At 70.5% G+C, this 25544-nt stretch carries 24 protein-coding genes and 1 pseudogene; 16 read left to right on the top strand and 9 right to left on the bottom strand.

Features of this window, described 5'->3' with window-relative positions:
- Positions 1 to 74 precede the first annotated feature (74 nt).
- The 7 genes from HFP15_RS04945 (at position 75) to HFP15_RS04915 (ending at position 7813) form a co-directional block, all read left to right on the top strand.
- Complete coding sequence (locus tag HFP15_RS04945) at positions 75 to 1619, top strand: FadD3 family acyl-CoA ligase (protein ID WP_168511893.1); 1545 nt, start codon at positions 75 to 77, stop codon at positions 1617 to 1619.
- Positions 1616 to 2449: an enoyl-CoA hydratase gene (locus HFP15_RS04940; protein ID WP_168511891.1), complete on the top strand. Its 834-nt coding sequence runs from the start codon at positions 1616 to 1618 to the stop codon at positions 2447 to 2449. The genes HFP15_RS04945 and HFP15_RS04940 overlap by 4 nt, the downstream gene beginning before the upstream one ends.
- Positions 2449 to 3579 (top strand): acyl-CoA dehydrogenase family protein, encoded by a 1131-nt coding sequence (locus tag HFP15_RS04935; protein WP_168511889.1) that lies wholly within the window; start codon positions 2449 to 2451, stop codon positions 3577 to 3579. The genes HFP15_RS04940 and HFP15_RS04935 overlap by 1 nt, the downstream gene beginning before the upstream one ends.
- Entirely contained in the window at positions 3576 to 4532 is a 957-nt protein-coding gene (locus HFP15_RS04930) for an acyl-CoA dehydrogenase family protein (protein ID WP_168511887.1), read from the top strand. The genes HFP15_RS04935 and HFP15_RS04930 overlap by 4 nt, the downstream gene beginning before the upstream one ends.
- Positions 4529 to 5584 (top strand): acyl-CoA dehydrogenase family protein, encoded by a 1056-nt coding sequence (locus HFP15_RS04925; RefSeq protein WP_312871466.1) that lies wholly within the window; start codon positions 4529 to 4531, stop codon positions 5582 to 5584. Before HFP15_RS04930 ends, HFP15_RS04925 begins: the two co-directional genes overlap by 4 nt.
- Before the next feature lie 59 nt (positions 5585 to 5643).
- Entirely contained in the window at positions 5644 to 6270 is a 627-nt protein-coding gene (locus HFP15_RS04920) for a VOC family protein (protein ID WP_168511883.1), read from the top strand.
- A gap of 190 nt (positions 6271 to 6460) precedes the next feature.
- Positions 6461 to 7813: an aminotransferase class I/II-fold pyridoxal phosphate-dependent enzyme gene (locus HFP15_RS04915; protein WP_168511881.1), complete on the top strand. Its 1353-nt coding sequence runs from the start codon at positions 6461 to 6463 to the stop codon at positions 7811 to 7813.
- Between the two features lie 6 nt (positions 7814 to 7819).
- On the opposite strand, the gene HFP15_RS04910 is transcribed toward HFP15_RS04915, so the two are convergent.
- Positions 7820 to 8611 carry a DUF5131 family protein gene (locus HFP15_RS04910; protein ID WP_168511879.1) on the bottom strand — a complete coding sequence of 264 codons (792 nt, stop codon included), beginning with the start codon at positions 8609 to 8611 and terminating at the stop codon, positions 7820 to 7822.
- Positions 8612 to 8751: 140 nt separating this feature from the next.
- On the opposite strand from HFP15_RS04910, the gene HFP15_RS04905 reads away from it, so the two are divergent.
- Positions 8752 to 10191 (top strand): MDR family MFS transporter, encoded by a 1440-nt coding sequence (locus HFP15_RS04905; RefSeq protein ID WP_168511877.1) that lies wholly within the window; start codon positions 8752 to 8754, stop codon positions 10189 to 10191.
- A 5-nt stretch (positions 10192 to 10196) separates the two neighbouring features.
- A complete protein-coding gene (locus HFP15_RS04900; RefSeq protein ID WP_168511874.1) occupies positions 10197 to 10748 on the top strand; it encodes an isochorismatase family protein in 552 nt (183 codons plus the stop codon).
- On the opposite strand, the gene HFP15_RS04895 is transcribed toward HFP15_RS04900, so the two are convergent.
- On the bottom strand, positions 10741 to 11595 hold the full coding sequence (locus HFP15_RS04895) for an LLM class flavin-dependent oxidoreductase (protein WP_168511872.1): 855 nt from the start codon (positions 11593 to 11595) through the stop codon (positions 10741 to 10743). The two genes, HFP15_RS04900 and HFP15_RS04895, sit on opposite strands and share 8 nt — an antisense overlap.
- 128 nt (positions 11596 to 11723) lie before the next feature.
- Positions 11724 to 12323, bottom strand: a complete 600-nt coding sequence (locus tag HFP15_RS04890) for a TetR/AcrR family transcriptional regulator (protein ID WP_168511870.1) — start codon at positions 12321 to 12323, stop codon at positions 11724 to 11726.
- Between the two features lie 127 nt (positions 12324 to 12450).
- Between HFP15_RS04890 and HFP15_RS04885 the strand changes: the two genes are divergently transcribed.
- Positions 12451 to 13209: a class I SAM-dependent methyltransferase gene (locus HFP15_RS04885; RefSeq protein ID WP_210716782.1), complete on the top strand. Its 759-nt coding sequence runs from the start codon at positions 12451 to 12453 to the stop codon at positions 13207 to 13209.
- Between the two features lie 170 nt (positions 13210 to 13379).
- Here HFP15_RS04885 and HFP15_RS04880 read toward each other — a convergent pair.
- A pseudogene (locus tag HFP15_RS04880) lies at positions 13380 to 14015 on the bottom strand (aldo/keto reductase); the annotation flags it as partial.
- Between the two features lie 145 nt (positions 14016 to 14160).
- Here HFP15_RS04880 and HFP15_RS04875 point away from each other — a divergent pair.
- Positions 14161 to 14718 carry a TetR/AcrR family transcriptional regulator gene (locus HFP15_RS04875; RefSeq protein WP_168511866.1) on the top strand — a complete coding sequence of 186 codons (558 nt, stop codon included), beginning with the start codon at positions 14161 to 14163 and terminating at the stop codon, positions 14716 to 14718.
- A 72-nt stretch (positions 14719 to 14790) separates the two neighbouring features.
- Here HFP15_RS04875 and HFP15_RS04870 read toward each other — a convergent pair whose 3' ends face one another.
- On the bottom strand, positions 14791 to 15066 hold the full coding sequence (locus HFP15_RS04870) for a hypothetical protein (protein ID WP_168511864.1): 276 nt from the start codon (positions 15064 to 15066) through the stop codon (positions 14791 to 14793).
- A gap of 356 nt (positions 15067 to 15422) precedes the next feature.
- Between HFP15_RS04870 and HFP15_RS04865 the strand changes: the two genes are divergently transcribed.
- Positions 15423 to 16124, top strand: a complete 702-nt coding sequence (locus tag HFP15_RS04865; protein ID WP_168511862.1) for an SDR family oxidoreductase — start codon at positions 15423 to 15425, stop codon at positions 16122 to 16124.
- A 9-nt stretch (positions 16125 to 16133) separates the two neighbouring features.
- Here the strand turns inward: HFP15_RS04865 and HFP15_RS04860 are convergent, their stop codons facing one another.
- Complete coding sequence (locus tag HFP15_RS04860) at positions 16134 to 17345, bottom strand: RNA polymerase sigma factor (protein ID WP_168511860.1); 1212 nt, start codon at positions 17343 to 17345, stop codon at positions 16134 to 16136.
- Complete coding sequence (locus HFP15_RS04855; protein WP_168511858.1) at positions 17345 to 17710, bottom strand: YciI family protein; 366 nt, start codon at positions 17708 to 17710, stop codon at positions 17345 to 17347. The genes HFP15_RS04860 and HFP15_RS04855 overlap by 1 nt, the downstream gene beginning before the upstream one ends.
- A 201-nt stretch (positions 17711 to 17911) precedes the next feature.
- Between HFP15_RS04855 and helR the strand changes: the two genes are divergently transcribed.
- Entirely contained in the window at positions 17912 to 20089 is a 2178-nt protein-coding gene (helR, locus tag HFP15_RS04850) for an RNA polymerase recycling motor ATPase HelR (RefSeq protein ID WP_312871465.1), read from the top strand.
- A 45-nt stretch (positions 20090 to 20134) separates the two neighbouring features.
- Here the strand turns inward: helR and HFP15_RS04845 are convergent, their stop codons facing one another.
- Positions 20135 to 21649: an FAD-dependent monooxygenase gene (locus HFP15_RS04845; protein WP_168511856.1), complete on the bottom strand. Its 1515-nt coding sequence runs from the start codon at positions 21647 to 21649 to the stop codon at positions 20135 to 20137.
- A 161-nt stretch (positions 21650 to 21810) separates the two neighbouring features.
- On the bottom strand, positions 21811 to 22611 hold the full coding sequence (locus HFP15_RS04840; protein WP_168511854.1) for a crotonase/enoyl-CoA hydratase family protein: 801 nt from the start codon (positions 22609 to 22611) through the stop codon (positions 21811 to 21813).
- Between the two features lie 71 nt (positions 22612 to 22682).
- Here HFP15_RS04840 and HFP15_RS04835 point away from each other — a divergent pair, with 71 nt between their 5' ends.
- From HFP15_RS04835 to HFP15_RS04825, 3 genes are all read left to right on the top strand, one after another.
- Entirely contained in the window at positions 22683 to 23939 is a 1257-nt protein-coding gene (locus tag HFP15_RS04835; protein ID WP_168511852.1) for an acyl-CoA dehydrogenase family protein, read from the top strand.
- Complete coding sequence (locus tag HFP15_RS04830) at positions 23936 to 24862, top strand: cyclase family protein (protein ID WP_168511850.1); 927 nt, start codon at positions 23936 to 23938, stop codon at positions 24860 to 24862. The genes HFP15_RS04835 and HFP15_RS04830 overlap by 4 nt, the downstream gene beginning before the upstream one ends.
- 64 nt (positions 24863 to 24926) lie before the next feature.
- Positions 24927 to 25538, top strand: coding sequence for a TetR/AcrR family transcriptional regulator (locus HFP15_RS04825; RefSeq protein ID WP_168511848.1), 612 nt, complete (start codon positions 24927 to 24929; stop codon positions 25536 to 25538).
- Positions 25539 to 25544 lie beyond the last annotated feature (6 nt).

The following is a 25544-nucleotide window of genomic DNA, read 5'->3' as shown; positions in this document are numbered from 1 at the left end:
TGTTCGTCTTTCGCGGCGGTAACCGCTACGCTTATGAGAACACGTTCTAGTTTGCTGGTCCAGTGGGAGGTGCGATGGGGCAACCCACCATCCCGGGCGCCCTACGTGCGGCGGCCGAGCGGTTCGGCGATGTCGAGGCGCTCGTCGACGGTCCGGTGCGGCTGGACTTCATCGCTTTGCTGAAACGTGTTCAGTCTGTCGCACGGGCGTTGGTCGCCGGCGGCGTGCGGCCCGGTGACCGGGTCGCACTGAACCTGCCGAACACGTGGCACTGGGTGCTGGCCGCGCTCGGCGCGCACTACGCGGGGGCGACGGTGGTGCCGGTCAACACACGGTTCACCGGGGTGGAGACCGTCGACCTGCTGCGCCGCAGTCGCGCCCGCGCGCTCGTCGTCGCGGGCGACTTCCTCGGTGTGGACCGCTACGCCGGCATCCGGGACGCCGCCGTGGACGGACTGCCGGACCTGGCAACGGTCGTGCGCGTCCCGCTCGACGGGCCGTTGCCGCCGGTCGAGGGAACGCTGGACTGGGACGCCTTCGAGGCGCTCGCCGACCGGGTTCCGCTCGCCGAGGTGGAGGCCACCGCGGACGCGGTGAAGCCCGACGACATCAGCGACATCCTGTTCACCTCGGGCACGACCGGGCGCAGCAAAGGGGTGCTCTCGGCGCACCGCCAGGTGATCGAGGTGGCCGCGGCGTGGGCCGACTGCGGGCAGGTGAGTGCGGCCGACCGCTACCTCGTGATCAACCCGTTCTTCCACAGTTTCGGCTACAAGGCCGGCATCGTCGTGGGCCTGCTGACCGGGGCGACCCTGGTGCCGCAGGCGGTCTTCGACGTCCGGTCCGCGCTTGATGTGATCGAGCGTGAGCGGATCTCCGTGCTGCCCGGCGCGCCGACGATCTTCCAGTCGCTGCTGCACGAGCCGAGCCGATCCGGCCGCGACCTGTCCTCGCTACGGCTCGCCGTGACCGGCGCCGCACCCGTGCCCGTGTCGCTGGTCCACCGGATGCGCGAAGAACTCGGGTTCGACACCGTGCTGACGGCCTACGGGCTGACCGAGGCCGTCGTGGTGACGATGTGCCGCCCCGGCGATGACGCGGAGGTGATCTCCCGGACCTCCGGGCGCGCCACGGCCGGTTTCGAGGTCGCGATCGACGGTGGGACCGGGGAGATCACGGTGCGGGGGCCGAACGTCATGCTCGGCTACCTCGACGATCCCGAGGCCACCGCGAAAGCCGTCGACGGCGAGGGCTGGCTGCACACCGGGGACGTCGGCGTGCTCGACGCCGAGGGCAACCTCACGATCACCGACCGGCTCAAGGACATGTACATCTGCGGCGGATTCAACGTCTACCCGGCGGAGGTCGAGCAGGCGCTCGGCGCGCTGACCGGGGTGCGCGACGTCGCGGTGGTGGGCGTACCCGACGCGCGTTTGGGCGAGGTCGGCAAGGCGTTCGTCGTCGTGGACGGCCCGCTGAACGAGGAGACCGTGCTGGAGTTCTGCCGTTCCCGCCTCGCGAACTACAAGCGGCCACGCTCGGTCGAGTTCCTCGCCGAGCTGCCCCGCAACGCGTCCGGGAAGGTTCTCAAGCGCCTGCTGAGTGAGGAGAAGGCATGACTGTTGTGCGTTACGAGCGGCGGGGTCCGGTCGCGGTGGTGACCATGAACCGGCCCGACTACCGCAACGCGCAGAACTCGGCGATGACCTACGCACTCGACGACGCCTTCTCGCGCGCGGTCGACGACGCCGAGGTCAAGGTGATCGTGCTCGCCGGAGAGGGCAAGCATTTCTCGGCGGGGCACGACATCGGCACGCCCGGACGGGATGTGGACAAGACCTTCGACCGGCGCGCGGTGATGTGGTGGGATCACACCACCCGCGAAGGCGGCGATCAGCGCTTCGCCCGCGAGTCCGAGGTGTACTTGGGGATGTGCCGCCGGTGGCGTGAGATTCCCAAACCGATGATCGCCAGTGTGCAGGGCGCGTGCATCGCGGGCGGGCTGATGCTGGCCTGGATCTGCGATCTGATCGTCGCCTCCGACGACGCGTTCTTCGCCGATCCCGTGGTGCGCATGGGAATCCCCGGTGTGGAGTACTTCGCGCATCCGTGGGTGCTCGGACCGCGTGCGGCCAAGGAGGTGCTGTTCACCGGGGACCGGTTCAGCGTCCAGCAGGCGAAGGAATGGGGCATGATCTCGCGGATCGTGCCGCGCGCGGAACTGGAGAACTCCACAATGGAGCTCGCGGAGCGGATCGCCGCGATGCCGCAGTTCGGGCTCGCGCTGGCCAAAAAGGCGGTCAACCAGGCCGAGGACCTGATGGGCATGCGGTCCGGGATGGACTCCGTGTTCGGGCTGCATCATTTCGCGCACGCCCACAACGCCGAGACCTCGACCGATTCGCTCGGTGGCCAGTCCGCGCGGTCGATGCGGGACGGTGCCCGCTGATGGATCTCGACATCGACGCCGAATCGGCGGCGTTCCGCGACGAGGTCCGGGACTGGCTCGCGGCGAACACGCCGCGCTTGCCGTCCATGGACACCGCCGAGGGATTCGCGGCGCACCGCGAATGGGAGGCCACGCTCGCCGCACAGCGGCTGTCGGTGGTGTCGTGGCCCCGCGCCTACCACGGGCGCGAGGCGTCGCTGTTGCAATGGGTGCTGTTCGAGGAGGAGTACTACGCCGCCGGGGCGCCGGGGCGGGTCGGCCAGAACGGGATCTTCATGCTCGCGCCGACCCTGTTCGCGCACGGCACACAGGAGCAGCGGGACCGCATCCTGCCGCCGATGGCGACCGGCGAGCAGGTGTGGGCGCAGGCCTGGTCCGAACCGGAGGCGGGCAGCGACATCGCGGCGCTGCGGTCCCGGGCGGTGCGCACCGACGGCGGCTGGCTGCTGTCGGGGCAGAAGACGTGGTCGTCGCGGGCGGCGTTCGCCGACCGGGCGTTCGGGCTGTTCCGCAGCGATCCCGGCCAGGAGCGGCACCGCGGCCTGACCTACTTCATGTTCGACCTGCGCGCGGAGGGCGTCACGGTCCGTCCGATCCCGCAGCTGGACGGGGAACCGGGCTTCGCGGAGATCTTCCTCGACGACGTCTTCGTTCCCGACGCCGACGTGATCGGCGAGCCGGGGCAGGGCTGGCGGGTCGCGATGACGACCGCGAACAACGAGCGCGGCCTGTCGCTGCGCAGCCCGGGCCGGTTCCTGGCCGCCGCGCAACGTCTGGTGCGGCTGTGGCGCGATCGGGGCGGTCCCGCGTCGGTCGGCGAGCGCGTCGCCGACGCCTGGATCGGTGCCCGGGCCTACCAGCTCTACACCTTCGGCACGCTGAGCCGCATCGAGGACGGCGGGGAGCTGGGGCCGGAATCGAGTGTGAACAAGCTGTTCTGGTCGCAACTGGACGTGGCCTTGCACGAGACCGCACTGGACCTGCTCGGGCCGGACGGGGAGACCGAACAGTCGTGGGTGGACGGTTACCTGTTCTCACTGGCCGGGCCGATCTACGGCGGCACCGACCAGATCCAGCGCAACACGATCGCGGAACGTCTGCTCGGACTCCCCAGGGAGGCACGCCGGTGAAATTCGCGGTATCGCGGGAACAACAGCAGTTCTCCGAGAGCCTGCACGATCTGCTCGGCGGCGCCGACACGGCCGGTGTCGCCAGGGCGTGGGCGCAGGGACGACACGAGGCCGGCCTGAAACTGTGGCGAGGCCTGGCCGATCTCGGGGTACCGGCCCTGCTGGTGTCCGAGGCCGACGGTGGACTCGAAGCGTCCTGTGTGGACATGGTCGTGGCGTTCGAGACGCTCGGCTACCACGCGGTGCCCGGCCCGATCGTGGAGACCGCGGTCGTGGCACCCACGGCCGTGTCCGGCGAATGGCCCGCGCGGCTGGCGAGCGGGGAGATCCTCGCGACCGTGCTCACCCCGCTGGCGCTGGACGCCGATGTCGCGTACCTGTGCCTGGCGCTGCGAGACGGCGGCGTTCACGAGGTGCGCAACCCGAAGCTGAAGCGGGTGTCCTCGATCGATCCGGCGCGACGGCTGTTCCATGTGGACGGTAGCCACGCCCAGGTTCCCGGCGACGGGGCGAAAGCCTTCGACCTGGGCGTGCTGGCCGTGGCGGCGCAACTGCTCGGCGCCGGCCAGTGGCTGCTGGACACGGCGACCACGTATGCGACGCAACGGCAGCAGTACGGCAAACCGATCGGGCAGTACCAGGCGATCAAGCATCTGCTCGCCGATGTGGTCACCCACCTCGAACTCGCGCGGCCCCTCGTGCACGGCGCCGCGGTCGCCGCGCAGGACGGTAGTCCCACTCTCGCACGGGACGCCTCGGCGGCGAAGGTCAAGGCGGGCGACGCCGCGTACCTGGCGGCCCGCACCGCGTTGCAGGTGCACGGCGCGATCGGCTACACCGCCGAACACGACCTCGGGCTGCGGCTGACCAAGGTCCGGGCATTGCTCGGCGCGTGGGGCACCGCGGCGTTCCACCGCGATCGCGTGCTCGGTTGTCTTGTGGAGGCACGGTGAACGTCGACCCGACCGAGACCGAGGAAGCGCGCGCGCTGCGCGAGTCCGTGCGCGCGCTGCTGGCCAAACGCTCCGATGTCCGAGCGGCGATGGAGTCACCGCTGGGCTACGACGACAAACTCTGGTCCACGCTGTGCGAGCAGATCGGCGTCGCCGCGCTCGCCGTCCCCGACGAGTACGGGGGAGTGGGGGCGAGCCTCGCGGAACTCTGCGTGGTGCAGGAGGAACTGGGCCGCACGCTGACCCCGGCCCCGATGCTCGGTTCGGCGGTGCTGGCCGCGCAGGCGTTGCTGGCCACCGGAAACGACGAGGCCTGCGCGCGGCTGCTGCCCGGCATCGCGGCCGGTACCAGCATCGCCACCCTGGCGTGGACGGGTGCGGACGGCCGCTGGTCGCCCGCGCACGTGGCCTTCACCGCCTCGAATTCCACAGTGGACGGTATCGCGCACTATGTGCTCGACGCCGGCAACGCCGACGTGGTGCTGGCACTGGCCGGAACGTCCGACGGCATCGGGCTGTACGAGGTGACCGGCGCCCACCGCTCGCTCGCACCCGCCATGGATCCCACCCGCCGCTTCGGCGTCGTCGAATGCGCCGGCGCGCCGGCGACCCGGCTCGACAAAGGCGGGTTCCCACTCGCGCGTGTCCGGGATGTGGCGGTGATCGCGCTGGCGGCCGAACAGTACGGCGCGGCGTCGCGTGCGCTGGAGCTGACCGTCGACTACACCAAGCAGCGGCACCAGTTCGGGCGGCCGATCGGCAGTTTCCAGGCCCTCAAACACCGGATGGCCGACGTGTTCGTGCACGTCGAGTCCGCCCGGTCCGCGCTGTACGCGGCGATCGTCGCGGCACTGGGCGACGCGCCCAGCCTCCCCGACGACGCCGCCACCGCCCGGGTCGTGTGCACCGAGGCGCTGGAGCACGCCGCCGCCGAGATGATCCAGCTCCACGGCGGCATCGCGATCACCTGGGAACACGACGCGCACCTGTACTTCAAGCGCGCCCACGGCACGGCCCAGCTGTTCGGCCCGGCGGCGGCGTACCTGGGCTGAGCCGGACCGGTCAGGAATCGAGAAGCGCTGGTCACCGGGTCGCGCCTAGCGTTTCCGGTATGACTTCAATCGACACCATCACCCTGGAAGTGGCCGATCCCGCGGCCGCCGAACGCTTCTACGCCACCGCCTTCGGGCTGGACACCCGGCTGCGGCTGCGCGCCGCGCAGGAACCGAGCACCGGGTTCCGCGACTTCACCCTGTCCCTGATCGTCTCCCAGCCCGCCAACGCCGACGCGCTGATCGGTGCCGCCCTCGACGCCGGGGCGAGCACGCTCAAGCCCGCCACGAAATCCCTGTGGGGCTACGGCGGAGTCGTCCAGGCGCCGGACGGGACGATCTGGAAGGTCGCGACCTCGTCCAAGAAGAACACCGGCCCTGCCACGCGCGACTTCGACGCGATCGTGCTCCTGCTGGGCGTGGCCGATGTGAGCGCCAGCAAGCGGTTCTACGTCGACCACGGCCTCACGGTCGCGAAGAGCTTCGGCCGCATGTACGCCGAGTTCGAGGCAGGCTCCGGCCCGGTCAAGCTGGGCCTGTACCGTCGCCGCGCCCTCGCCAAGGACGCCGGCGTGCCACCCGAGGGCAGCGGATCCCACCGGATCGCCGTCGGCGGGGCTGCCGGGTCGTTCACCGACCCCGACGGGTTCGCCTGGGAAGCCACCTCCCGGGCAGGGCTGCGCTGATGTGTCATCACTACCTGCAGGCCCTGGCCGCCGCGGCGGAGGAGCCCCAGGACGAACCCGAGCCCGGCCCGCGCGAAGAAAATGAGGCCACGTCCCCCGTGGGTGAGCCCGTGCCGGTGTAGCAAAGCCCGGCACGACCAGCATCTGAGACGATCTTGTCGCAAGGCCCGGCGCCAATAGTGTGCTTGTCATGACCATGACGCACGAGCCCGTCGCGCGGGTCACCACACTGTGGCTCGCGGGCCGGATCGGCGAGCGCAGCGCACGCGGCATCGCGCTGACGCTCGCCGACCTCATCCGGGACGGGGAGGTGCGGCCGGGCAGCAGGCTGCCCTCGGTGCGTGAACTGGCCGCGGGCCTGTCGGTCAGCGCCACCACGGTGGCCGAGGCGTGGTCGGCCCTACGCGCCGAAGCGCTGGTCGGGACGCAAGGCCGCCGCGGCACGATCGTGCTCGCGCCACCACCGGACACCGGGCCGCGCAGGGGTTTCCCCGCGTGGTCGGACATCGACCTGGAACAGGGCCTGCCGGATCCGGTGTTGCTCCCACCCCTGGCCGAGGCGATGGCCGCGGCACAAGGCGGAAGCGGCAGGGGCTCCATCACGCCGCGACTGCGCGCCGCGGTGCGGCCGACCTGGCCGTTCGAGCCCGAGGCGTGGACGGTCGTCGCGGGCGGGCGCCAGGGCGCGGTGCTGGGCTGTCAGGCGGTGGCGCGACCCGGCGACGTGGTGGCGATCGAGGAACCCACGTCGCCGGTTCTTCTGGACACTTTGCGGAACGCGCGCGTCCGGGTCGTGCCGGTGCCTTGCGACGACGAAGGCCCACGGCCGGAAGCCCTCGCCGCGGCGCTCGGCCGGCAGCCGGTGGCATTCGTGTACCAGCCATTCGCGGCAGTCCCGTGTGGACACTCCGGGTCAGCAGGGCGGGTCGCCCGGCTCGCCGAGGTGCTCGCGTCCTATCCGGACACGGCGGTGCTGGAAATCGACGCGCTCGGGCCGCTCGCGGCGCGCCCACCGGCCAGCGTCGGCGTGCACCTGCCGGGACGGGCGCTGCTGATCCGGTCGTACTGCACCGCCTACGGTCCCGAACTCCGCAGTTGCGTCGTGGCGGGTGCGGCGCGGCTCGTGGAGCGCGTGCGGTATCTGCACGGTCTCGAAGCGGCGTGGACCAGCCGGGTGCTGCAGGACGCGCAGGCTTTCCTCATCGCGGACCCGCAGACCGAGTCGGTGGTGCGGCGGGCGCGGGATCGCTACGCGTGGCGGCGCAGCGTGCTCGTGGACGCGCTGCGCGCGGAGGGGTTCGCGGTCCGTGCCCGCGACGGGCTGCTGTTGTGGGTACCGGTGCCGGACGAAACGCGGACACTGGTGACGCTCGCGGGCCGCGGAGTGTCCGCCGGGCCGGGCAGCGGCTGTTTCGCCACCCCACCGCGGAAGCACCACGTGCGGATCGCGACGGGCCAGCTGCCCGACGAGGGCGACCGGATCGCGGATCTGGCCGCGCTGGTGGCCGACGCCGCCGGTGCCAGCGGCGCAGCCCGGCGATGAACAGCTTCACCAGCCGCCGCGACCCGGAGCGCCCGCGGGTGGCATCTCGTCCCAGGTACGGCCGTCGAGAACGCGGCCGCCCGCGTTCCGGGTGCGCCCGCCCCACTGTTTGAACAGGAACGGAACGCCGGCGGCGACGCAGCGGTCCCGGATGTCGCGGACCCAGCCGGGCTCCATGGGCCGGTGCCCTGGACCGGACTCGCCGCCGACGTAGACCCAGTCGAGCCCGGCGAGATCGAGGTCGGGCAGCGGCCCGAGCAGGGGCTGGAGCGAGAGGAACCGGATCGCGGCGGGAGTGGCGCGCAACCGGTCCGCGCGGTGGACGTAGTCGTTGCTTTCGATCGTCGTGCCCCACCACACGTTGGAAAGCGGCCGGGGCTGAAGCCGGGCGAGCGCGGAGGCCATGCGTTGCGGCCGTTTCGTGAGCACGAAGAACGTGTGCCGCTCGGCGCGCCGCAGCACGTCGAGCACCTCGGCCAGGAAGGAGTCGGGGATCCGGGGATGGAACAGGTCGCTCATCGAGTCGACGAACACCAGGCGCGGTCGCCGCCAGCGCAGCGGCGTGTCCAGACGCTGCGGATGCAGCGTCAGCCCGAAGCCGGGGCCGCTGGTGCGCGGGTCGCCGTCGCGCCGGTAGCCGGGGTTGCCCATGGCCTGAAGCCGCCGCGCGAAGGTCAGCGCGTAGCAGTGGTCGCAGCCCGGGCTGACCCGGTCGCAGCCCGTGGTCGGATTCCAGGTGGCGGACTCGATCTGGCCGTCGCGGCGCAGATCGACGGCCCGCCGGTGGGTGGCCGCCATACCCTCATTGAACTCCGAAAATCGGATGAGAGCGCGGGAGCGATCAGGAATACTCGGGCAGGCCGATGAGTTCCGCCGGTTGCCCGGGTCTGTTTGGGTGTTCGATGTCCCGGCCGTCCCCACAGCGATGAGGTGCCACGATGTCCACAGCGATGCGAGTACGACCGGCCGCGCGAGCCGGCCGCACCCCGATGGTGGTGCGCTTGCTCGTCCTGGCCACCTTCGTGGTCATCCTCAACGAGACCATCATGATCAACGCGATTCCGCGGCTGATGGAGTCGCTGCGCATCACCGAGCAGTCCGCGCAGTGGGTGTCCACGGCGTTCATGCTCACGATGGCAGCGGTGATCCCGGTGACCGGCTGGTTCCTGCAGCGGGTCAGCACCCGGCGGGCCTTCGGCATCGCGATGGGCGTGTTCCTGACGGGCACCGTCGTCGCGGCCGCGGCGCCGGTGTTCGAGGTGCTGTTGCTCGGCCGGATCGTGCAGGCCGTCGGTACCGCGGTGATGATGCCGCTGCTCATGACCACCCTGATGACGGTGGTGCCGGAACAGGACCGGGGACGCGTGATGGGCAACGTCACGCTCGCGATGTCGGTGGCGCCCGCGCTCGGGCCGACGGTGTCCGGCCTGATCCTGCAGTTCGGTTCGTGGCGGCTGTTGTTCCTGGTCGTGCTGCCGATCGCGGCCGTGGTGACCGTGTTCGGGCTGCGCCGGGTGGACAACGTCGGTGAACCCGCGGTCAGTTCGATCGACTGGCCCAGCGTGGTCGTCGCGACGCTCGGTTTCGGCGGGCTGGTGTACGGGCTGAGCCTGTTCGGCGAGACCGGCGGATCGGTCGCGGTCGGCATCGGCATCGTCGTCGCCGGCGCGCTGGCGATCGCGGTGTTCGTGCTCCGCCAGCTCAAGCTGCAGCGCGGCGGGGCGCCGCTGCTGGACCTGCGCACCTTCCTGCACCGGACGTACACGCTCTCGCTCGTGCTGATGGCCGTCGGGTTCCTCGCGATGCTCGGTTCGATGATCCTGCTGCCGCTGTACCTGCAGAACCTGCGCGGGCTCAGCCCGCTGCAGACCGGTCTGCTGGTGATGCCGGGCGGCCTGGCGATGGGTCTGCTCGGGCCGACGGTGGGCAAGGTGTTCGACCGCTTCGGCAGCAGGCCGCTCGTGCTGCCCGGTTCGATCGGCACCGTGCTCGCGCTGGCCGGGTTCACCCAGGTGTCGGCGACCATGCCGTACTGGGAGGTGCTCGGGCTGCACGTGCTGCTGATGCTGAGCCTGGCCACGACGTTCACCCCGGTGTTCACGCTCGGCATGGGCGCGCTGCCGCCGCATCTGTACTCGCACGGCAGCTCGATGCTGGGCACCCTGCAGCAGGTCGCGGCGGCGTTCGGCACCGCACTCGTGGTGACCGTGATGTCCTCGCGCGCCACCCACCTCGCGGCCCAGGGCGTCGCCGCGGTGCCCGCGCAGATCGGCGGTATGAAGCTGGCCTTCGTCGTCGCGACGGCGCTGGCACTGGTGACGATCGTGGTCGCGGTCCGGCTCCCGAACCGCGCCCCGGCCGAGACCCAGGAGGCCTGAGCCATATGACCACATTGGACAATCGCCCGAATACCGCACTGCTGGTCATCGACGTGCAGAACGGGGTCGTGGCCGGGACCCACGCCCGCGACGAGTTCGTCGCGAACGTGGCGGCGCTGGTGGACAAGGCGCGCGGCGCACGCGTGCCGGTCGTGTGGGTGCGGCACTCCGACGAGCACATCGCCTACGGCAGCTCCGGGTGGCAGCTCGTGCCGGAGCTCTCGCCCGGCGATGGCGAGCCCCGCGTGGACAAGACCTACCCGGACTCCTTCGAGGCGACCGACCTCGAAGACGTGCTGTCCGGGCTCGGCGCGGGGCGGTTGTTCGTGACCGGCGCGCAGACCGACGAGTGCATCCGCGCGACCCTGCACACCGCGATCGTCAAGGGCTACGACGCCATCCTCGTCGGGGACGCGCACACCACCGAGGACCACTCGGCCTGGGGCGCACCGCACCCGGAGCAGGTCATCGCGCACACGAACCTGTACTGGAAATATCACCGCGCGCCGGGCCGGACCGCGGGCACCGTCGCGACCGCCGAGGTGGATTTCAGCTGATCAGCTCCTCCGCGACCCAGTGCGCCACCTTGTCCGGATACGGCGCCGACAGGGACAGCACGAGGTGGGAGAAGCCGGCGTCGACAGCTCCCGCGATCGCGTCCCGCGTACGTGACGGGTCGTCGTAGGACACGGGCAGGACCAGGGACCGCGCGATGGCGCCGGGATCGCGGCCGATCTCGGCGCAGAACCGGTCCAGCACGGCGCCGCGGCGAATCGCGGCCGAGAGGTCGTCGCCCGGGAAGTTCCACACGTCGGCGTGCTCGGCGACCACGCGCAGCGTCGCGGTGGACCGGCCACCAATGACGATCGGCGGGGCGGGCCGCTGCACCGGCTTGGGGTTGCAGAACGCGCCCTTGAGCCGGTGGTACTCGCCCTCGAAGTCGAACGGCTCGGTGTCGGTCCACAAGCGACGGATCAGCGTGCACGCCTCGGCGAGACTGCCGACGGCGTGCGCGGCGTCGTGGAAGGGAAGGCCGTGTGCCTCGTACTCGCGGCGCGCGAGCGGATGGTCCGGCCGCGAGCCGGCACCGATGCCGAACTCGAGCCGTCCGCCCGAGACGATGTCGACGGTCGCGGCGATCTTGGCCAGCATCGCCGGTGGGCGGAACCGGTTGCTGGTCACCAGCAGGCCCAGCCGCAGGCGCCCGGTTCTGGCGGCCAGCGCCGAAAGCAGGCTCCAGCCTTCGAACGTGGGGCCGCCGGGATCGCCGCCGATCGGCATGAGGTGGTCGAACAGCCACGCATGCTCGATCTCGGGGATCGCGTCCGCTTCTTCCCACACTCGCAGGATGTCGGGGTAGCTCACCTGCATCGGGGCGGTCGCGATGCCGAATCGGGGTGCCATCAGTGCCTCCTTGCTGCCCGGGCGGCCAGAGCGGCTTCGTCCGCCGACGCTGCCGGAAAAACGGAACAGTGCTCCACCTAGTATTACGGAGCAACGTTCCGTTTAGCAAGGACGGTTCCGGGAACGGGTCAGAGCAGTCGCCGCTGCACCACGTCGGCGATGACGGTGCGCACGGCCGACTCGACGAATTCGGCACTGGGCGCGTGCTCCTGATCGGCGAAGAGCAAATGGCCGGTTCCGACAAGGGAAAGCGCGAGCGTGCCCGCGTCGGTGTCGGCGGCGACGCGGCCCAGTTCGCACTCGTCGGTCAGGTAGGCGGCGATCATCGCAGTCGCCTCGGTCAGCAGCGGGATACCGTGCGGCCGTCCGGAGTGGCGCAGCCGCGCGCGCAGTTCGTCGCGGAACAGGATGAGGCTGACGATCGCCACTGCGACCGGGTCGAAGATCTCGATCAGCGCCGAGGTGAGGTTGCTCGCGAGGGTGCCGGTTCCCGCGGAGCCGCGCAGTGTCGTGCGCTGGTCTTCGAGCCGGCCGAGGCGCTCCCGTACCAGTTCGGCGAGGAAGTCGTCGAAGTCGGCGAAATGCCGGTGCAGCACGCCTTTGGAGACCTCCGCCTCCGCGGTGACCGCACGGCTGGTCAGCGCGCTCGGCCCGCCGCGGAGCAGCACCCGTTCGGCGGCGTCGAACAGTTGCTGGCGCGCATCGTGGAGGTGTACACCGGTCGGCATACACACATTCTCCTTTTCGCTCACGGCGAAGCTGTACGCTGTTCTCAAGTGGGCACGTGCCCACTAAAGTGGGCGCATGACCACTTTACCGCAACCTGAGTCCTCCGACCCGCACCGTGCGAGACGCATGGCCGAATCGTTCGGGGAGGACGCCGTACGCTACGACCGGGCCCGGCCGGGCTATCCCGACGAACTCATCGCCCGCGTCATCGACGCCGGTCCCGGGCACGACGTGCTGTCCGTCGGATGCGGCACCGGCATCGACGCTCGGCAGTTCCAGGCCGCGGGCTGCCACGTGCTCGGTGTCGATCCCGACGCGCGGATGGCCGAGTTCGCCCGGCGCAGCGGGGTCGAGGTCGAGGTGGCGAAGTTCGAGGACTGGACACCGGCCGGGCGGACGTTCGACGCCGTCGTCGCCGCGCAGGCCTGGCACTGGGTGGACCCGGTCGCCGGTGCGGCCAAAGCCGCGGAGGTGTTGCGCCCCAAGGGAATCCTTGCCGTCTTCGCGCACGTGTACATGCCTCCGGGCCCGGTCGGGGAGGCCATGACCGAGGTCGTACGACGCGTGCTGCCCGGATCGCCGCTCGGCGCGATGCCGGCGCGCGACTCCACCGCGATCTACGGCGCGATGTTCGCCAAATTCGCCGACGGGTTCCGGCAAGCGGAGGCCTTCGCGGAGCCGGAACAGTGGCGGTTCGACTGGGAGCGGTACTACACCCGTGACGAATGGCTGGAGCTGATGCCGACCACCGGTGGGCTCACGCGCGTTCCCGGCGACAAGCTGGCCGAGATTCTCGACGCGATCGGTGCGGCCGTGGACAAGCTCGGCGGCGGGTTCACCATGCCGTTCACCACGTTGGCGACTGCCGTGACGAAGGCCGGATAGCCGCGAGCCGCGTCAGGATCTCCGGCGGCAGGGCGATGTCCACGCTTGCCATGTTTTCCGCGAGGTGGCCGAGGCTGCGTGTGCCGGGGATGAGCACGGTTCCGCTCGTAGGCGTGCAGCAGCCACGCGAGACCGAGCTGAGTGGGGGTGATGTCCAGTTCCGCGGCCGCGGCGAGCACTTCGGGCACCTCGGTGACCTTTTCCCGTCCCGGGAAGTTGCCGCCGAGCGGGCAATAGGGCATCCACGCGATGCCGTGCCGCCGGCAGAGCGCGAGCACGTCCTCGCCGTCGCGGTCGATCACGTTGTGGATGTTCTGGACCGCGGCGACGTCGGCGCCGAGTGCGGATTCGAGTTGCGCGGCGATGATGTTGCTCAGTCCGATCGTCGCGATCTTGCCCTCGTCGCGCAGCTCGCCGAGTTCGGCGAGCTGGTCGTCCAGGGGTACGACCTGGTCGCCGGTGGCGATGATGCCGGGCTGGAAGTCGGCGCGGCGGATGAAGACCAGGTCGAGCCGGTCCACGCGCAGCGACGCGAGGTTGGCCTCGACCTGGGCGCGCAGTTCCTTCGGCTGCTGGGCCGGCCGGAGGCGGGTCGCTGGGTCGATGACGGCGCCGACCTTGGTGGCCAGCACGACGTCGTCGTGGCGGCCCGCGAGCGCCACGCCCAGCAGGTCGTTGAGGGCGCCGTCGCCGTAGAACTCGGCGGTGTCGATGACGGTGCGGCCGTATTCCAGCAGCGCATGGAGCACGGTGATGGCCTGGTCGGGTGTGACAGCGAGGCCACCACCGTGGTCGGCCAATTGCATCGCGCCGTAGCCCACGCGCTGCACGGTGCGGCCGGCGAGCGGAAGCTGACGGGGGAGTGGCACGGAATCCTCCGGAACGTGCGAAGATGTCACTGGAAGTAAGTGGAAGTTCTTCCGCTTCCACTCTAACCGGAAGGTATTCCGTTTGTCCACGACACCCAGGCGCCGCGCCGACGCCTTGCGCAACCGGCAGCAGATCCTGGCCGCGGCGAAACGGCTCTACGCGGCGGGCGAGGACGCCGGGCCCGAGCGCGTTGCCAGGGAGGCCGGCGTCGGTGTCGGCACGCTCTACCGGCACTTCCCGAACCGGGAGGCGCTCGCGGCCGCGGTGTACGACGACGAGCTCACCCTCGTGGCCAACGCCGCCGACGAACTGCTGGCCGGCAGTCCCCCGGCGGAGGCGCTGCGCGGCTGGATGGACCGCTTCGCCAGGCGGCTGGAAGACAAGCGCGCCATGGGCGACGCGATGCGCGCGCTGGTCGCCTCCGACATCGTCACCGCGCACGACTCGCGGGCCAGGCTCGCCGAGGCAGCCCAGCGCCTGCTGGACGCGGGCATCGCCGAGGGCGTGTTCCGCGCCGGTTCCCGCGGCGACGATCTCGTCGCGGCGTTGCTCGGCGTCCACCTCGCCTGCCCCGAGACGGAACATCGGGAGCAGGCGGGGCGGCTCATGGACCTGGTAGCCGCGGGATTTCGCGCCTGAGTGTCCACAAGCGCCGGCGCGGGCGGCAGCGGCATGAGGGCGAGTGCGCCGGAGTCTACTGTGGACGGTTGCTCAGACGAGTTCGGCGGACACGACCGCCGGCAGTTCGCGCAAGTGCGCCAGCAGGTGTTCGGTCTCGTCGGAGGGCAACAGGATGGTGCACACCATGCTGCTTTCCCGGACGCCGTCGCGAATGTCGACCGACAGTTCGTGCACGAGGTGACCGCGCTGCGCCAGTGCCCCGACGAGCGTCGGGACCGCGTCGACACCACCGACGAAGTAGGCGGCGATACGGCGCCGCAACAGCATGGCAGGGCGTGTGGCGGGGGATTCGACAGACAGGGACATGGCAGTTCTCCACGGGATGAAAGCTGGCTTGGAAACGGGCCAGGTCCCGGGAGAAGCGATCGCCGAACTGCGCGCCGGCGACCTGGGTTCAGCCGGCGCGCCGAATTACGAGTCGCTGGGACATCATGAGGCGCTGCACGGCGAGAGACTAACACGACAGTCCACACTCGCGCCACGGCCCCACCGTCGAAGGCGAAGTGACGTCACGCGGTGACGGCGTACGGGAATTTGTCCTTTTTCGGCTGGTTCCCGGAACCGCGCGGACTTCGCCGGGGGAGAATGTGTAGCGCCACGCCCGATCTTCTCGATTACACCTCGGTACGTACGGGTTTTTCCCCTGTACGAGAGGAAAACGAGTGGCGGGACACAGACCGGTCGCAGTGATCATTGGCGCGACCGGAGGCATCGGACGCGCGGTGGCAGACGGCCTCGCGGACCGCTACACACTGTGGCTGGCCGGACGCGATGAAGCGGCACTCAAAACGATGGCGGCCGCCATGCCCGACGCGTGCCACTGGACGATCGACCTGGCCGCGCCCGAAGACACCGGGGTCGTGGTCCCCGGCGAACTGACCAGCGTCGACCTGCTCGTGCACTGCGCGGGCGTGTTCGAACGCGACACCATCCACGACATGCCGGAAAGAAAGTGGCGCGAGGTGTTCGCCGTGAACCTCTTCGGTGTGGTCGAGGTGACGCGGAACCTGTTGCCGGGGCTGCGTGCCGCCCAGGGCCGGGTGATCGTCGTGAACTCCACGGTGGTCACGGGTGCACCGGCGGGACGCGCCGCCTACGCCGCGAGCAAGCAGGCGCTGCGCGTGTTCGCCGAGGCACTGCACACCGAGGAACTCGGCAACGGTGTGCGCGTCACGAGTATCTACCCCGGACGGGTCGCGACCGGAATGCAGCGCGCGGTACGCCGTACCGAGGGCGGTCCGTTCCAGCCGGACAGGTATCTGGCACCGGAGTCGGTGGCCTCGGCGGTTTTTTCCGTGCTGTCGGCGCCCCCCGATGCACATCTGACCGAATTCGTGCTGCAACCGGTGTGGCACAGGGAATGAGCCGAGAACTCACTGTGGCCCCGCCGCACGGCGGCGGAGAAACTCGCGTTCGGCCGCGTTCTGCGTCCGCGCGATCGCGGCCTCGTAAGCCTCGGCGGCCTCGGTGTCCCGGCCGAGCCTGCGCAGCAGATCCGCGCGCACCGCGTGGAAGAGGTGGTACCGGTCGAGGGCGAGTTCGCCGACCAGGGTCAGCGCCGCAGCCGGCCCGTCGACCTCGGCTACCGCGACCGCCCGGTGCAGCGCCACCACCGGGCTCGGCGTGAGCGCGAGCAATTGGTCGTACAGCCGCACGATCTGTATCCAGTCGGTGCCGGCCGCCGTCGCCGCGTCGCTGTGCACCGCGTTGATCGCGGCCTGGATCTGGTACGGGCCCGGCCTGCCGCGGCGCAGGCAGCGCCGGACCAGCGACTGCCCCTCGGCGATGAGTCCGGCGTCCCAGCGGCCGCGGTCCTGCTCGGCGAGGCGGACGAGCTCGCCGCCCGCGCCGGTACGCGCGCCGCGCCGGGACTCGATCAGCAGCATCAGCGCCAGCAGCCCGAGCACCTCGGGTTCGTCCGGCATGAGGCCGGCGAGCAGTCTGCCCAGCCGGATCGCCTCGGCGCACAGCTCGGCCCGCACGAGTGCGTCCCCGGCGGTCGCGGTGTAGCCCTCGTTGAAGATCAGATACACCACGGCGAGCACGGTGCGCAGCCGCCCCGGGAGATCCGCGTCGCCCGGCACACGGAAGGGGATGCGGGCGTCGCGGATCTTGGCCTTGGCCCGCACCAGGCGCTGCGCCATCGTCGGTTCGGGAACCAGGAACGCGTGCGCGATCTCGGTCGTGGTGAGCCCGCCGAGCAGCCGCAGGGTGAGCGCGACCTGTGCCTGTTCGGCCAGTGCCGGGTGGCAGCAGGTGAAAATGAGCCGCAGCCGGTCGTCGCGCACGGGACCGTCCTCCTCCGCCGCTTGCTCGCCGGTGGCCTGGATCAGTGCGGCCTGCGCATGCCGCTCGTCACGGGTGGCCTCCCGGCGCAGGCGATCGATGGTCCGGTTACGCGCCGTCGTGATGATCCAGCCCGCCGGGCTCGGGGGCGTGCCCGTGTCCGGCCAGCGCCGGACGGCCTCGGTGAAGGCGTCCTGGACCGCCTCTTCGGCGAGATCGATGTCGCCGAAGACGCGGACCAGGACCGAGACCGCGCGGCCGTACTCCGCGCGGAACACGCTCTCGATCTCGCCGGGCATCAATCCCGGGCCGGTTCTTCCATGCCCTGCATGGGGCGGACCTCGATGGGCAGCAACCCGATGGCCCGGGTGAGTTTGCGGCCCCAGTCGAGTGCCTCGTCGAGATCGGCCGCCCGGATGACGGTGAACCCGCCGAGATGTTCCTTGCCTTCGGTGAACGGCCCGTCGGTGATCACCACGTCGTCGCCCTTGGCGCGCAACACGGTGGCGGTGTCCGGCGCGTGCAGACCGGCGGAGAACACCCAGCGACCGGCGTCTCGCAGCTCCTGGCGAAACGCCTCGAGGCGCTTCATGACGGGATCGAGGACCTCGGGCGGCGGGGTCGGGCCGTCGGGCTGGTAGATGCCGAGCAGATACTGCTTCATCGCGACCTCCTGGTGTCGTATCGGGCTGGCACTGGTTACACGAACCGCGGCCGCCCGGATCGACAGCACCGGGAGAATTCTTTCACGCCCGACCCACCGGGGGACTTGACACGAGGCGGACAATGAAAAATCGGCGTGTCTTCCGGAAAACAAAGGAAAACCCGCCGAACCTAGTGTCAGTTTAAGCACTGTGAGGGGTCTGTGTCAACTCAGGGGTACGAAGAGGAACTGCGGTCCGAACGTGGCTACGTGGCCGGCCTCTACCGGCGGCTCGACGCCGAGCGGGCGCGGGTGAAGGGGGAGTACCGGTCGGCACTGCGCGGCGAGGGCGTGACGCCGATGGAGCGCGATGTCGCGGTGCGCACGCTGGCGAAGGAGGCGCAGCGGCTGGACGTCGCGGACAACGGGCTGTGTTTCGGCAGGCTCGACACCGTTGCCGGCGAACGGTCCTACATCGGCCGGATCGGCTTGTTCGACGAGGCCGACGACTACCGGCCGGTGTTGCTGGACTGGCGGGCTCCGGCGTCGCGGGCGTTCTACGTCGCGACCGCCGCGGCGCCGGAGAACATGCGGCGGCGCCGCCAGTTCCACACCCGCGGCCGTCAGGTGGTCGAGTTCACCGACGAGGTGCTCGGCAGGCCCGGCGGCGAGGAGCGCGGGGACGCGGCCCTGCTCGCCGCGGTCAACGCGCCGCGCGGCGAGGGAATGCGGGACATCGTCGCGACGATCCAGGCGGAGCAGGACGAGATCATCCGGCTCGATCATCCCGGCGTGCTGGTAATCGAGGGCGGTCCGGGCACGGGCAAGACCGTGGTCGCCCTGCATCGCGTCGCCTACCTGCTCTACACCCAGCGGGAACGGATGGAACGGCACGGAGTGCTGGTGGTCGGGCCCAATCCGGCCTTCCTCCATCACATCGCCCGGGTGCTGCCGTCGCTGGGCGAGTCCGACGTGGTGTTCATGACGCCCGGCGATCTCGTGCCCGGTCTGCACGTCACCGCGGAGGACACCCCGAAAGCCGCGCGGCTCAAGGGGTCGCTGACGATGCTCGACGTGCTCGCCGCCGCGATCGCCGACCGGCAGCGGCTGCCCGAGACGCCGCTGCCGATCCGGCTGCACGACGTCACGGTGCGGATCGACGCGGAGACCGCGGAGTGGGCGAGGGAGGAGGCGCGTGCGAGCGGACTGCCGCACAACGAGGCCCGCGCGGTGTTCACCGACATCGTCACGTACGTGCTGACCGAACGGGCGATCGGGCGGATCGGGCGCGGCTGGCTCAGCCGCGACGACCGGACCGAATGGGAGGAACTGCGGTCGGGCCTGCTCAAGCAACTCGAGGACGACGAGGCGTTCACCGGGGCGCTCGACCAGCTCTGGCCCGTTCTGACGCCGGAAGGGCTGCTGGCCTCGCTGTACACATCGGAGGAGCGGCTGCGGGTCGCCGGCGCCGGCCCCGAGCTGGCGCGGGCCGAAGGTGAGGCCTGGACCGTTTCGGACGTGCCGCTGCTCGACGAACTGGCCGACCTGCTCGGCCACGACAGGCCTGCCGGGCAGCCGGGCGGGCAGGCGGCCGCGGCGGAACGCCGGGCCGAGGCCGAGTACGCCGCGCGGGTGCTGGACAACCTCGTGGAGCGGCAGGACTCGATGGACGACGAGGACCATCTGTTCGCGACGGATCTGCTCTACGCCGAGGACCTCGCCGAGCGCTTCGTCGAGCGGGACACCCGTGATCTCGCGGAGCGCGCGGCGGCGGACCGGGACTGGACCTACCGGCACGTCGTGGTCGACGAGGCGCAGGAGCTGTCCGAAATGGACTGGCGGGTGCTGATGCGGCGCTGCCCGGGCCGGTCGTTCACGGTGGTGGGCGATCTCGCACAGCGCCGTTCGGCGGCGGGCGCGCGCTCGTGGGAGGCGATGCTGGAGCGATACGTGCCGGGCAGGTGGGTGTACCGGTCGCTGTCGGTGAACTACCGCACGCCGGCGGAGATCATGTCGGTCGCCGCGGCGCTGCTGGCGCAGTTCGCTCCGGAGGTCGCGCCGCCCGACTCGGTTCGCGCGTGTGGTGTTCTGCCGTGGTCCAAGCGCGTCACGGACGACCAACTGCCTGCCGCCGTCGAAGAGTTCGTCCGCGAGGAGGCGAACCGTGAAGGCACGAGTGTCGTGATCGGGCCGCCGGAGGTGCCCGGAACGGTGCCCGCGTCGGAGACGAAGGGACTCGAGTTCGACGCCGTACTCGTGGTGGACCCGGACCGGATCCTCGCCGAGGGCACGCGTGGTGCGGCCGAACTCTACGTCGCACTGACCCGCGCGACGCAGCGTCTCGGCGTCGTGCACCGCGATCCGCTGCCGGACGTCCTGAATGGACTCGCGGCGCGGTGAGCGGGGGATGTGGCCGGCTCCGGTGACGGGCCGGCCACATGCCGATCAGGACGGTGCGCCGAACCAGCCGGACAGGGCCTCGGGCAGGGTACTCGCGTCGGTGTCCTCGCCGGTGGCGCTCCACGCGATGTGGGCGTCCGGCCGGATCAGTATCGCGTCGGCGGGTGGCTGCCCGGTTTTCGCGGTGTAGATCTCGACGCGCGGTCGCCAGTCCCGTGCGGCTTCGCGGAGATCCCGGCGGCCGGCGAGGTCGAGCAGGACCGGCCGCGCGGGGCGCATGAGCCGCGCGACGCTCGTGGTGCCCTGACCGGTGTGGAGCGTGAGGTCCGGCGCGAAGGTCCCGGTCAGCGGGTGCTCGCCGGTGCCGCCGTAGCGGATGTCACTGCCCGCGAGCAGGGCGCCCATCCGGCGCAACGGCTGCTCGTCGGCGACCACTTCTTCGAACAGTTCCCGCAGCGCGTCGGCGGCCGGGTCCAGTCCGCGCCGCAGCGCCACCTGCGCCTGGGTGTGCAGGAGCGTGCGCGCGCCGGCCTGGTGGCGTTCGCGGTGGTAGGTGTCCAGCAGCCCGGGCGGCGCCCAGCCGTGGACCGTGGCGCCCAGCTTCCACGCGAGATTGACCGCGTCGAGCATGCCCGCGTTGAGTGCGACACCGGTGGCGGGAAACAGGTGTGCGGCGTCCCCGGCCAGCAAGACCCGCCCTTCGCGGTACCGCGCGGCGTGGCGCGCCTGGAAGGTGAAGCGGGACAGGCGCCTCGGTTCGCCCAGCGGCAGGTGCACGCCGAGCACGCGCGTGATGCTGTCCTGGAGCTCGGCCAACGGCATCGGCGCGTCGTCGTCGTATGCGGTGGATTCGTCCTCGCTGGTGTAGAGGAACAACGTCTCGGACGCGCGCGCCCCGAGCCCGAAGACCCCGCGCTCGGTCCGGGTGAAACCGGCCTGGATCCGTCCGCCGCCGCGAACGTCGAGATCACCGTTGTCGAGGACGGTGACCGGTTCGGGGATCGTGACCTGGCCGACCCGGTTGACCTCCGGATACGTGGTGCCGGGAAACGGAATCCCGGCCAGGTCGCGGACACGGCTTCGCGGTCCGTCGCAGCCCACGAGGTACGGCGCCGTCAGTCGGTAGCGGCCGCCCTGGCCGTGGACCTCCGCCGTGATCGCGTCGTCGTCCTGGCGCAGTCCGGTCACCTCGTGACCGCGGCGGATCTCGGCGCCGCGTTGGGTGGCGTAATCCTCCAGCAGGTGCTCCAGGCGCGGTTGCGCAAGCGGCAGCGCGGCCATCGGCGAGTCCGTGAGGTGGCTGAAGTCCAGATGTAGGCCACCGAAGGGGAACCGCGGAGCGGGAGCGGGTCTGGCGGATGCCGCTTCGAAGCGCTCCAGCATGCCCCGGTAGCGCAGCACGTCGAGGATCCGGCCACCCACGCCGCCGGCTTTCGGGATGTCGCGTCGCTGGGGGCGCCGCTCCAGTACCAGCGGGTGCAGCCCGGCCAGGCACAGTTCACCGGCCAGCATCAGGCCGACCGGCCCGGCACCCACGACGATCACGTCGGCGTCGTTCACTCGCTACTCCCATTCGCGCGGATTTCGGCGTCGGCGGGAGATTTTCCGGTACGAAGGGGGTCTTGCCGCAAGCCCCGGGGTGCGCTATACGTTGAGAGTGGGAGGGGGCGCACTGTCCGCAGTGGACGGCTCGGCGCGATGGTGAGCTAGTCCACAAAGGATCAGTCGCGGAAGACCGGAGCCCGTTTCTCGAACGCGGCCGTGACCGCTTCGACCTGGTTCGGGCTGCCGATCAGCGTGCGGATCTCGGCCTGTTCGGCGGCGAACCCGGTCGCGAGGTCGACGCGGCCCGCCTGGTCGAGCAGCCTCTTGGCGGCACGAATGCTGTGCGGGCTGCGGGCCGCGATCTCCTTGGCCAGCGCGAGCGCGGCGGCCAGCGGATCGGGGTCGGTGCGGGTGGCGAGGCCGAGCTCGACGGCCTCCTCGCCGCGGACGATGCGGCCGGTGAAGGTCAGCTCCTTCGCGACGTCCCTGCCGACCAGTTCGGGAAGCAGCTGCGTGCCCGTCATATCGGGAATCAGGCCCCATTTGACCTCCAGGACCGACAACCGCGCGTCCGGGGCGACGATGCGGATGTCCGCACCGAGAGCCACCTGCAGACCGCCGCCGAGCGCGTTGCCCCGCACCGCGGCGATGACCGGAACCGGAAGTTCCGCCCACACGTAGGCCGCGCGCTGCCCCCGGGTGCGCGCCGGGCCGCCGCCGGAGGGTGCGCCCAGTTCCGGTGCCGGGCCGCGGCCCGCCATCGCGCGGAACTCGGTGAAGTCCAGGCCGGCGCAGAAATCCGGGCCTTCGCCGGAGAGCACGACGGCACGGACGGACGGTTCGTGTTTGAGCCGTTCGCCCGTCTCGACCAGGCCGGCGAACATGGCCTGATCCAGGGCGTTGCGTTTGTCCGGCCGGGCCAGGCGGACATCGGCCACGGCGTCCTCGATCGTGACGCGCACTCGCTGCTCACCCATCGGCGGAACTGCCCCTTCCCTTGGCGCTGCTCGCGATGCCATCCTAGCTGAACGATCGTTAAGGAGGACTCGTGGACTTCGAACTTCCCGGTGAACTGGTCCAGCGACTCGCCGATCTGGACGATTTCATCGAGCGGGAGATCAAGCCGCTGCAGCAGCAGGACGACAACGAGCGGTTCTTCGATCACCGGCGCGAGTACGCCCGTACCGACTTCGAGAACGGCGGTGTACCGCGGCCGGAATGGGAGGAACTGCTGCACGAGATGTTCCGCCGCGCGGACGCGGCGGGCTGGTTGCGTTACGGCCTGCCGAAAGCGGTCGGCGGGTCCGACGGCAGCAACTTCGACATGGCGGTGATCCGCGAACACCTGGCAGCCAAGGGCCTTGGTCTGCACAACGATCTGCAGAACGAGTCCTCCGTCGTCGGGAACTTCCCGTTCGTGCACATGATGCTCGAATACGGCACGCCGGAGCAGCGCGAGGAGTTCCTCGAACCGATGCTGACCGGCGCCAAGCGGATCGGCTTCGGGCTGACCGAACCGGAGCACGGCAGCGACGCGACGTGGATGGAGACCACCGCGGTCCGCGACGGCGGCGATTGGGTCATCAACGGCGCCAAGCGGTTCAACTCCGGCCTGCATTCGGCCACGCACGACGTCGTGTTCGCGCGTACTTCCGGCGAACCCGGCGACGCCAAGGGGATCACGGCGTTCATCACGCCGACCGGCACGCCCGGGTTCTCGGTCGATTTCCATTGGTGGACCTTCAACATGCCGACCGACCACGCCGAGGTGACGCTGCGCGACGTTCGGGTGCCCGGCTCGACGGTGTTCGGCGAAGTGGGCGCGGGACTGGCCGTGGCGCAGACGTTCGTGCACGAGAACCGGATCCGGCAGGCGGCCTCCGGTGTGGGTGCGGCGCAGTACTGCATCGATCAGAGCGTCGAGTTCGCCAGGCGCCGCAAGACTTTCGGGCAGGCATTGGCCACGCGGCAGGCCATCCAGTGGCCGCTGGTGGAGCTGCAGACCGAAGCGGAGATGGTGCGCGGGCTGGTCCGCAAGACCGCGTGGGAGCTGGACCGCGTGCCGCACATGGAAATCAGCGATAAGGTCTCGATGTGCAACTACCGGGCCAACCGGCTGGTGTGCGACGCCGCCGACCGCGCGATCCAGGTGCACGGCGGCATCGGATACACGCGCCACATGCCGTTCGAGCACATCTACCGGCACCACCGCCGCTATCGCATCACCGAGGGTGCGGAAGAGGTGCAGATGCGCAAGGTCGCCGGGTACCTGTTCGGCTTCGCCGGCCCCCGCAAGCGTTCATGACCGAGGACTTCCGTGCTCTGGGCAAACGGCTCTCGAACTGGGGACGCTGGGACAGCGACGGCCGCCGCGACGAGCGGGGCACCACGAACCTGCTGACGCCCGAACGGCTCGTCGCCGCCGCGGGCCTGGTGCGCGACGGGAAGATCTTCGACCTCGGCATCCCGTTCGGTCCGGGCGGCCCGCAACCGGGGGGCGGCCGGATCAATCCGGTGCTGCTGCGCGCGGAAACCGGCGACGACCAGAACTTCCCCGGTGCCTTCCACTTCGCCGACGACTACGTGTTCATGCCGCTGCAGAGCGCATCGCAATGGGACGGGCTGGCCCACGTCTACTACGACGAGCTGCTGTACAACGGTTTCCCGGCCGCCGACGTCGGCCCGCACGGTGCGCGGCATCTGTCGATCGAGCACCAGGCGAAAGGGATCGCCGGACGCGGCGTGCTTCTCGATGTCGCACGGCATCGTGACGTGGACTGGCTCCAGGCGGGCGAGGCGATCGGGCCGGATGAACTCGACGCGGTGGCGGCGGCCCAGCACGTCGAGGTCCGCGCCGGTGACATCGTCGCGGTGCGCACGGGCTGGCGCAGGAAGTTCCTCGTCGAGCAGGACGCGCGATCGTTCATGGCCGGTGAGCCGGGGCTCGGGCTCGCGTGCTGCGAATGGCTGCGCGAGCACGATGTCGCGGCGGTGTGCTCGGACAACTGGGCGATCGAGGTTCTGCCCGGCGAGGTCGAGGGCGAGGTCATGCCGGTGCACATGGTGCTGATCCGCGACCTCGGCATGACGCTGGGCGAGATTCTCGACTTCGAGGAACTGGCCGGCGACTGCGCCGCCGACGGGCGTTACGAGTTCTTCTTCGCGGCGCCGCCGATCAAGTTCCGGCGGGGGCTCGGCTCGCCGGTCAATCCGCTGGCGATGAAGTGAGGGAGGGACCGGATGCGGGGTGGACGCTGGTTCGTCCATAGTGGACAGCAGGAGAGGTGGCCCAGTGAGTTCCGCACCAGGCGCCGGACGGCGCGCCGAGGAGGGCTCCTCCGGGGAGGAGACGATCCTGCGGGCCGCGATCGAGGTGATGGCCGAACACGGCTATCACGGCACCTCGGTACGGGACATCGCCGAGCGCGCGGGACTGAGTGCCGCGGCGCTGTACCACCACTTCCAGTCCAAACAGGACGTACTCGCCACGATCATGGAGCGGGGGATCAAGCATCTGCTGTCGTGTACCCGCACGGCGCTGGCCGAGGCGGGCGAGCAGCCCGCGGAGCAGCTGCGGGCGCTGGTGTCGGTGCAGATCCTGTTCCACCTGTCCGACCAGCGCGGCACCCTGCTCGGGACGAGCGAGCTGCGGGCGCTGCAGGAACCCCTGCGCGGCAGGCATCTGGCGAAGCGGCGGCAGCAGCAACGGCTGTTCGACCAGGTGGTGCGGCGCGGCGTCGAGCAGGGCGTGTTCACCACGGGCCTGCCGCTGGAGGCCTCCCGCGCCATCGTCGTGATGTGCACCGGCGTCGCGAGCTGGTTCTCGCCGCGCGGCGGAATCAGTCGCAAGCAGATCGTGCGGCGGTACCAGCGCCTGGCGCTGGACATGGTGGGCGCGTCGTAGGGGTGC

The sequence above is a fragment of the Amycolatopsis acididurans genome (assembly GCF_012328925.1).
Lineage (GTDB): Bacteria > Actinomycetota > Actinomycetes > Mycobacteriales > Pseudonocardiaceae > Amycolatopsis_E > Amycolatopsis_E acididurans.
This window is presented reverse-complemented; position numbering and strand designations above follow the sequence as displayed.

What these genes read in the sequence shown, in the direction of transcription:
- HFP15_RS04945 (WP_168511893.1), top strand. Translation starts at nt 75, where the DNA reads ATGGGGCAACCCACCATCCCGGGCGCCCTACGTGCGGCGGCCGAGCGG.
- HFP15_RS04940 (WP_168511891.1), top strand. Translation starts at nt 1,616, where the DNA reads ATGACTGTTGTGCGTTACGAGCGGCGGGGTCCGGTCGCGGTGGTGACC.
- HFP15_RS04935 (WP_168511889.1), top strand. Translation starts at nt 2,449, where the DNA reads ATGGATCTCGACATCGACGCCGAATCGGCGGCGTTCCGCGACGAGGTC.
- HFP15_RS04920 (WP_168511883.1), top strand. Translation starts at nt 5,644, where the DNA reads ATGACTTCAATCGACACCATCACCCTGGAAGTGGCCGATCCCGCGGCC.
- HFP15_RS04915 (WP_168511881.1), top strand. Translation starts at nt 6,461, where the DNA reads ATGACCATGACGCACGAGCCCGTCGCGCGGGTCACCACACTGTGGCTC.
- HFP15_RS04910 (WP_168511879.1), bottom strand. Translation starts at nt 8,611, where the DNA reads ATGGCGGCCACCCACCGGCGGGCCGTCGATCTGCGCCGCGACGGCCAG.
- HFP15_RS04905 (WP_168511877.1), top strand. Translation starts at nt 8,752, where the DNA reads ATGTCCACAGCGATGCGAGTACGACCGGCCGCGCGAGCCGGCCGCACC.
- HFP15_RS04900 (WP_168511874.1), top strand. Translation starts at nt 10,197, where the DNA reads ATGACCACATTGGACAATCGCCCGAATACCGCACTGCTGGTCATCGAC.
- HFP15_RS04895 (WP_168511872.1), bottom strand. Translation starts at nt 11,595, where the DNA reads ATGGCACCCCGATTCGGCATCGCGACCGCCCCGATGCAGGTGAGCTAC.
- HFP15_RS04890 (WP_168511870.1), bottom strand. Translation starts at nt 12,323, where the DNA reads ATGCCGACCGGTGTACACCTCCACGATGCGCGCCAGCAACTGTTCGAC.
- HFP15_RS04885 (WP_210716782.1), top strand. Translation starts at nt 12,451, where the DNA reads ATGGCCGAATCGTTCGGGGAGGACGCCGTACGCTACGACCGGGCCCGG.
- HFP15_RS04870 (WP_168511864.1), bottom strand. Translation starts at nt 15,066, where the DNA reads ATGTCCCTGTCTGTCGAATCCCCCGCCACACGCCCTGCCATGCTGTTG.
- HFP15_RS04860 (WP_168511860.1), bottom strand. Translation starts at nt 17,345, where the DNA reads ATGCCCGGCGAGATCGAGAGCGTGTTCCGCGCGGAGTACGGCCGCGCG.
- HFP15_RS04855 (WP_168511858.1), bottom strand. Translation starts at nt 17,710, where the DNA reads ATGAAGCAGTATCTGCTCGGCATCTACCAGCCCGACGGCCCGACCCCG.
- HFP15_RS04840 (WP_168511854.1), bottom strand. Translation starts at nt 22,611, where the DNA reads ATGGGTGAGCAGCGAGTGCGCGTCACGATCGAGGACGCCGTGGCCGAT.
- HFP15_RS04830 (WP_168511850.1), top strand. Translation starts at nt 23,936, where the DNA reads ATGACCGAGGACTTCCGTGCTCTGGGCAAACGGCTCTCGAACTGGGGA.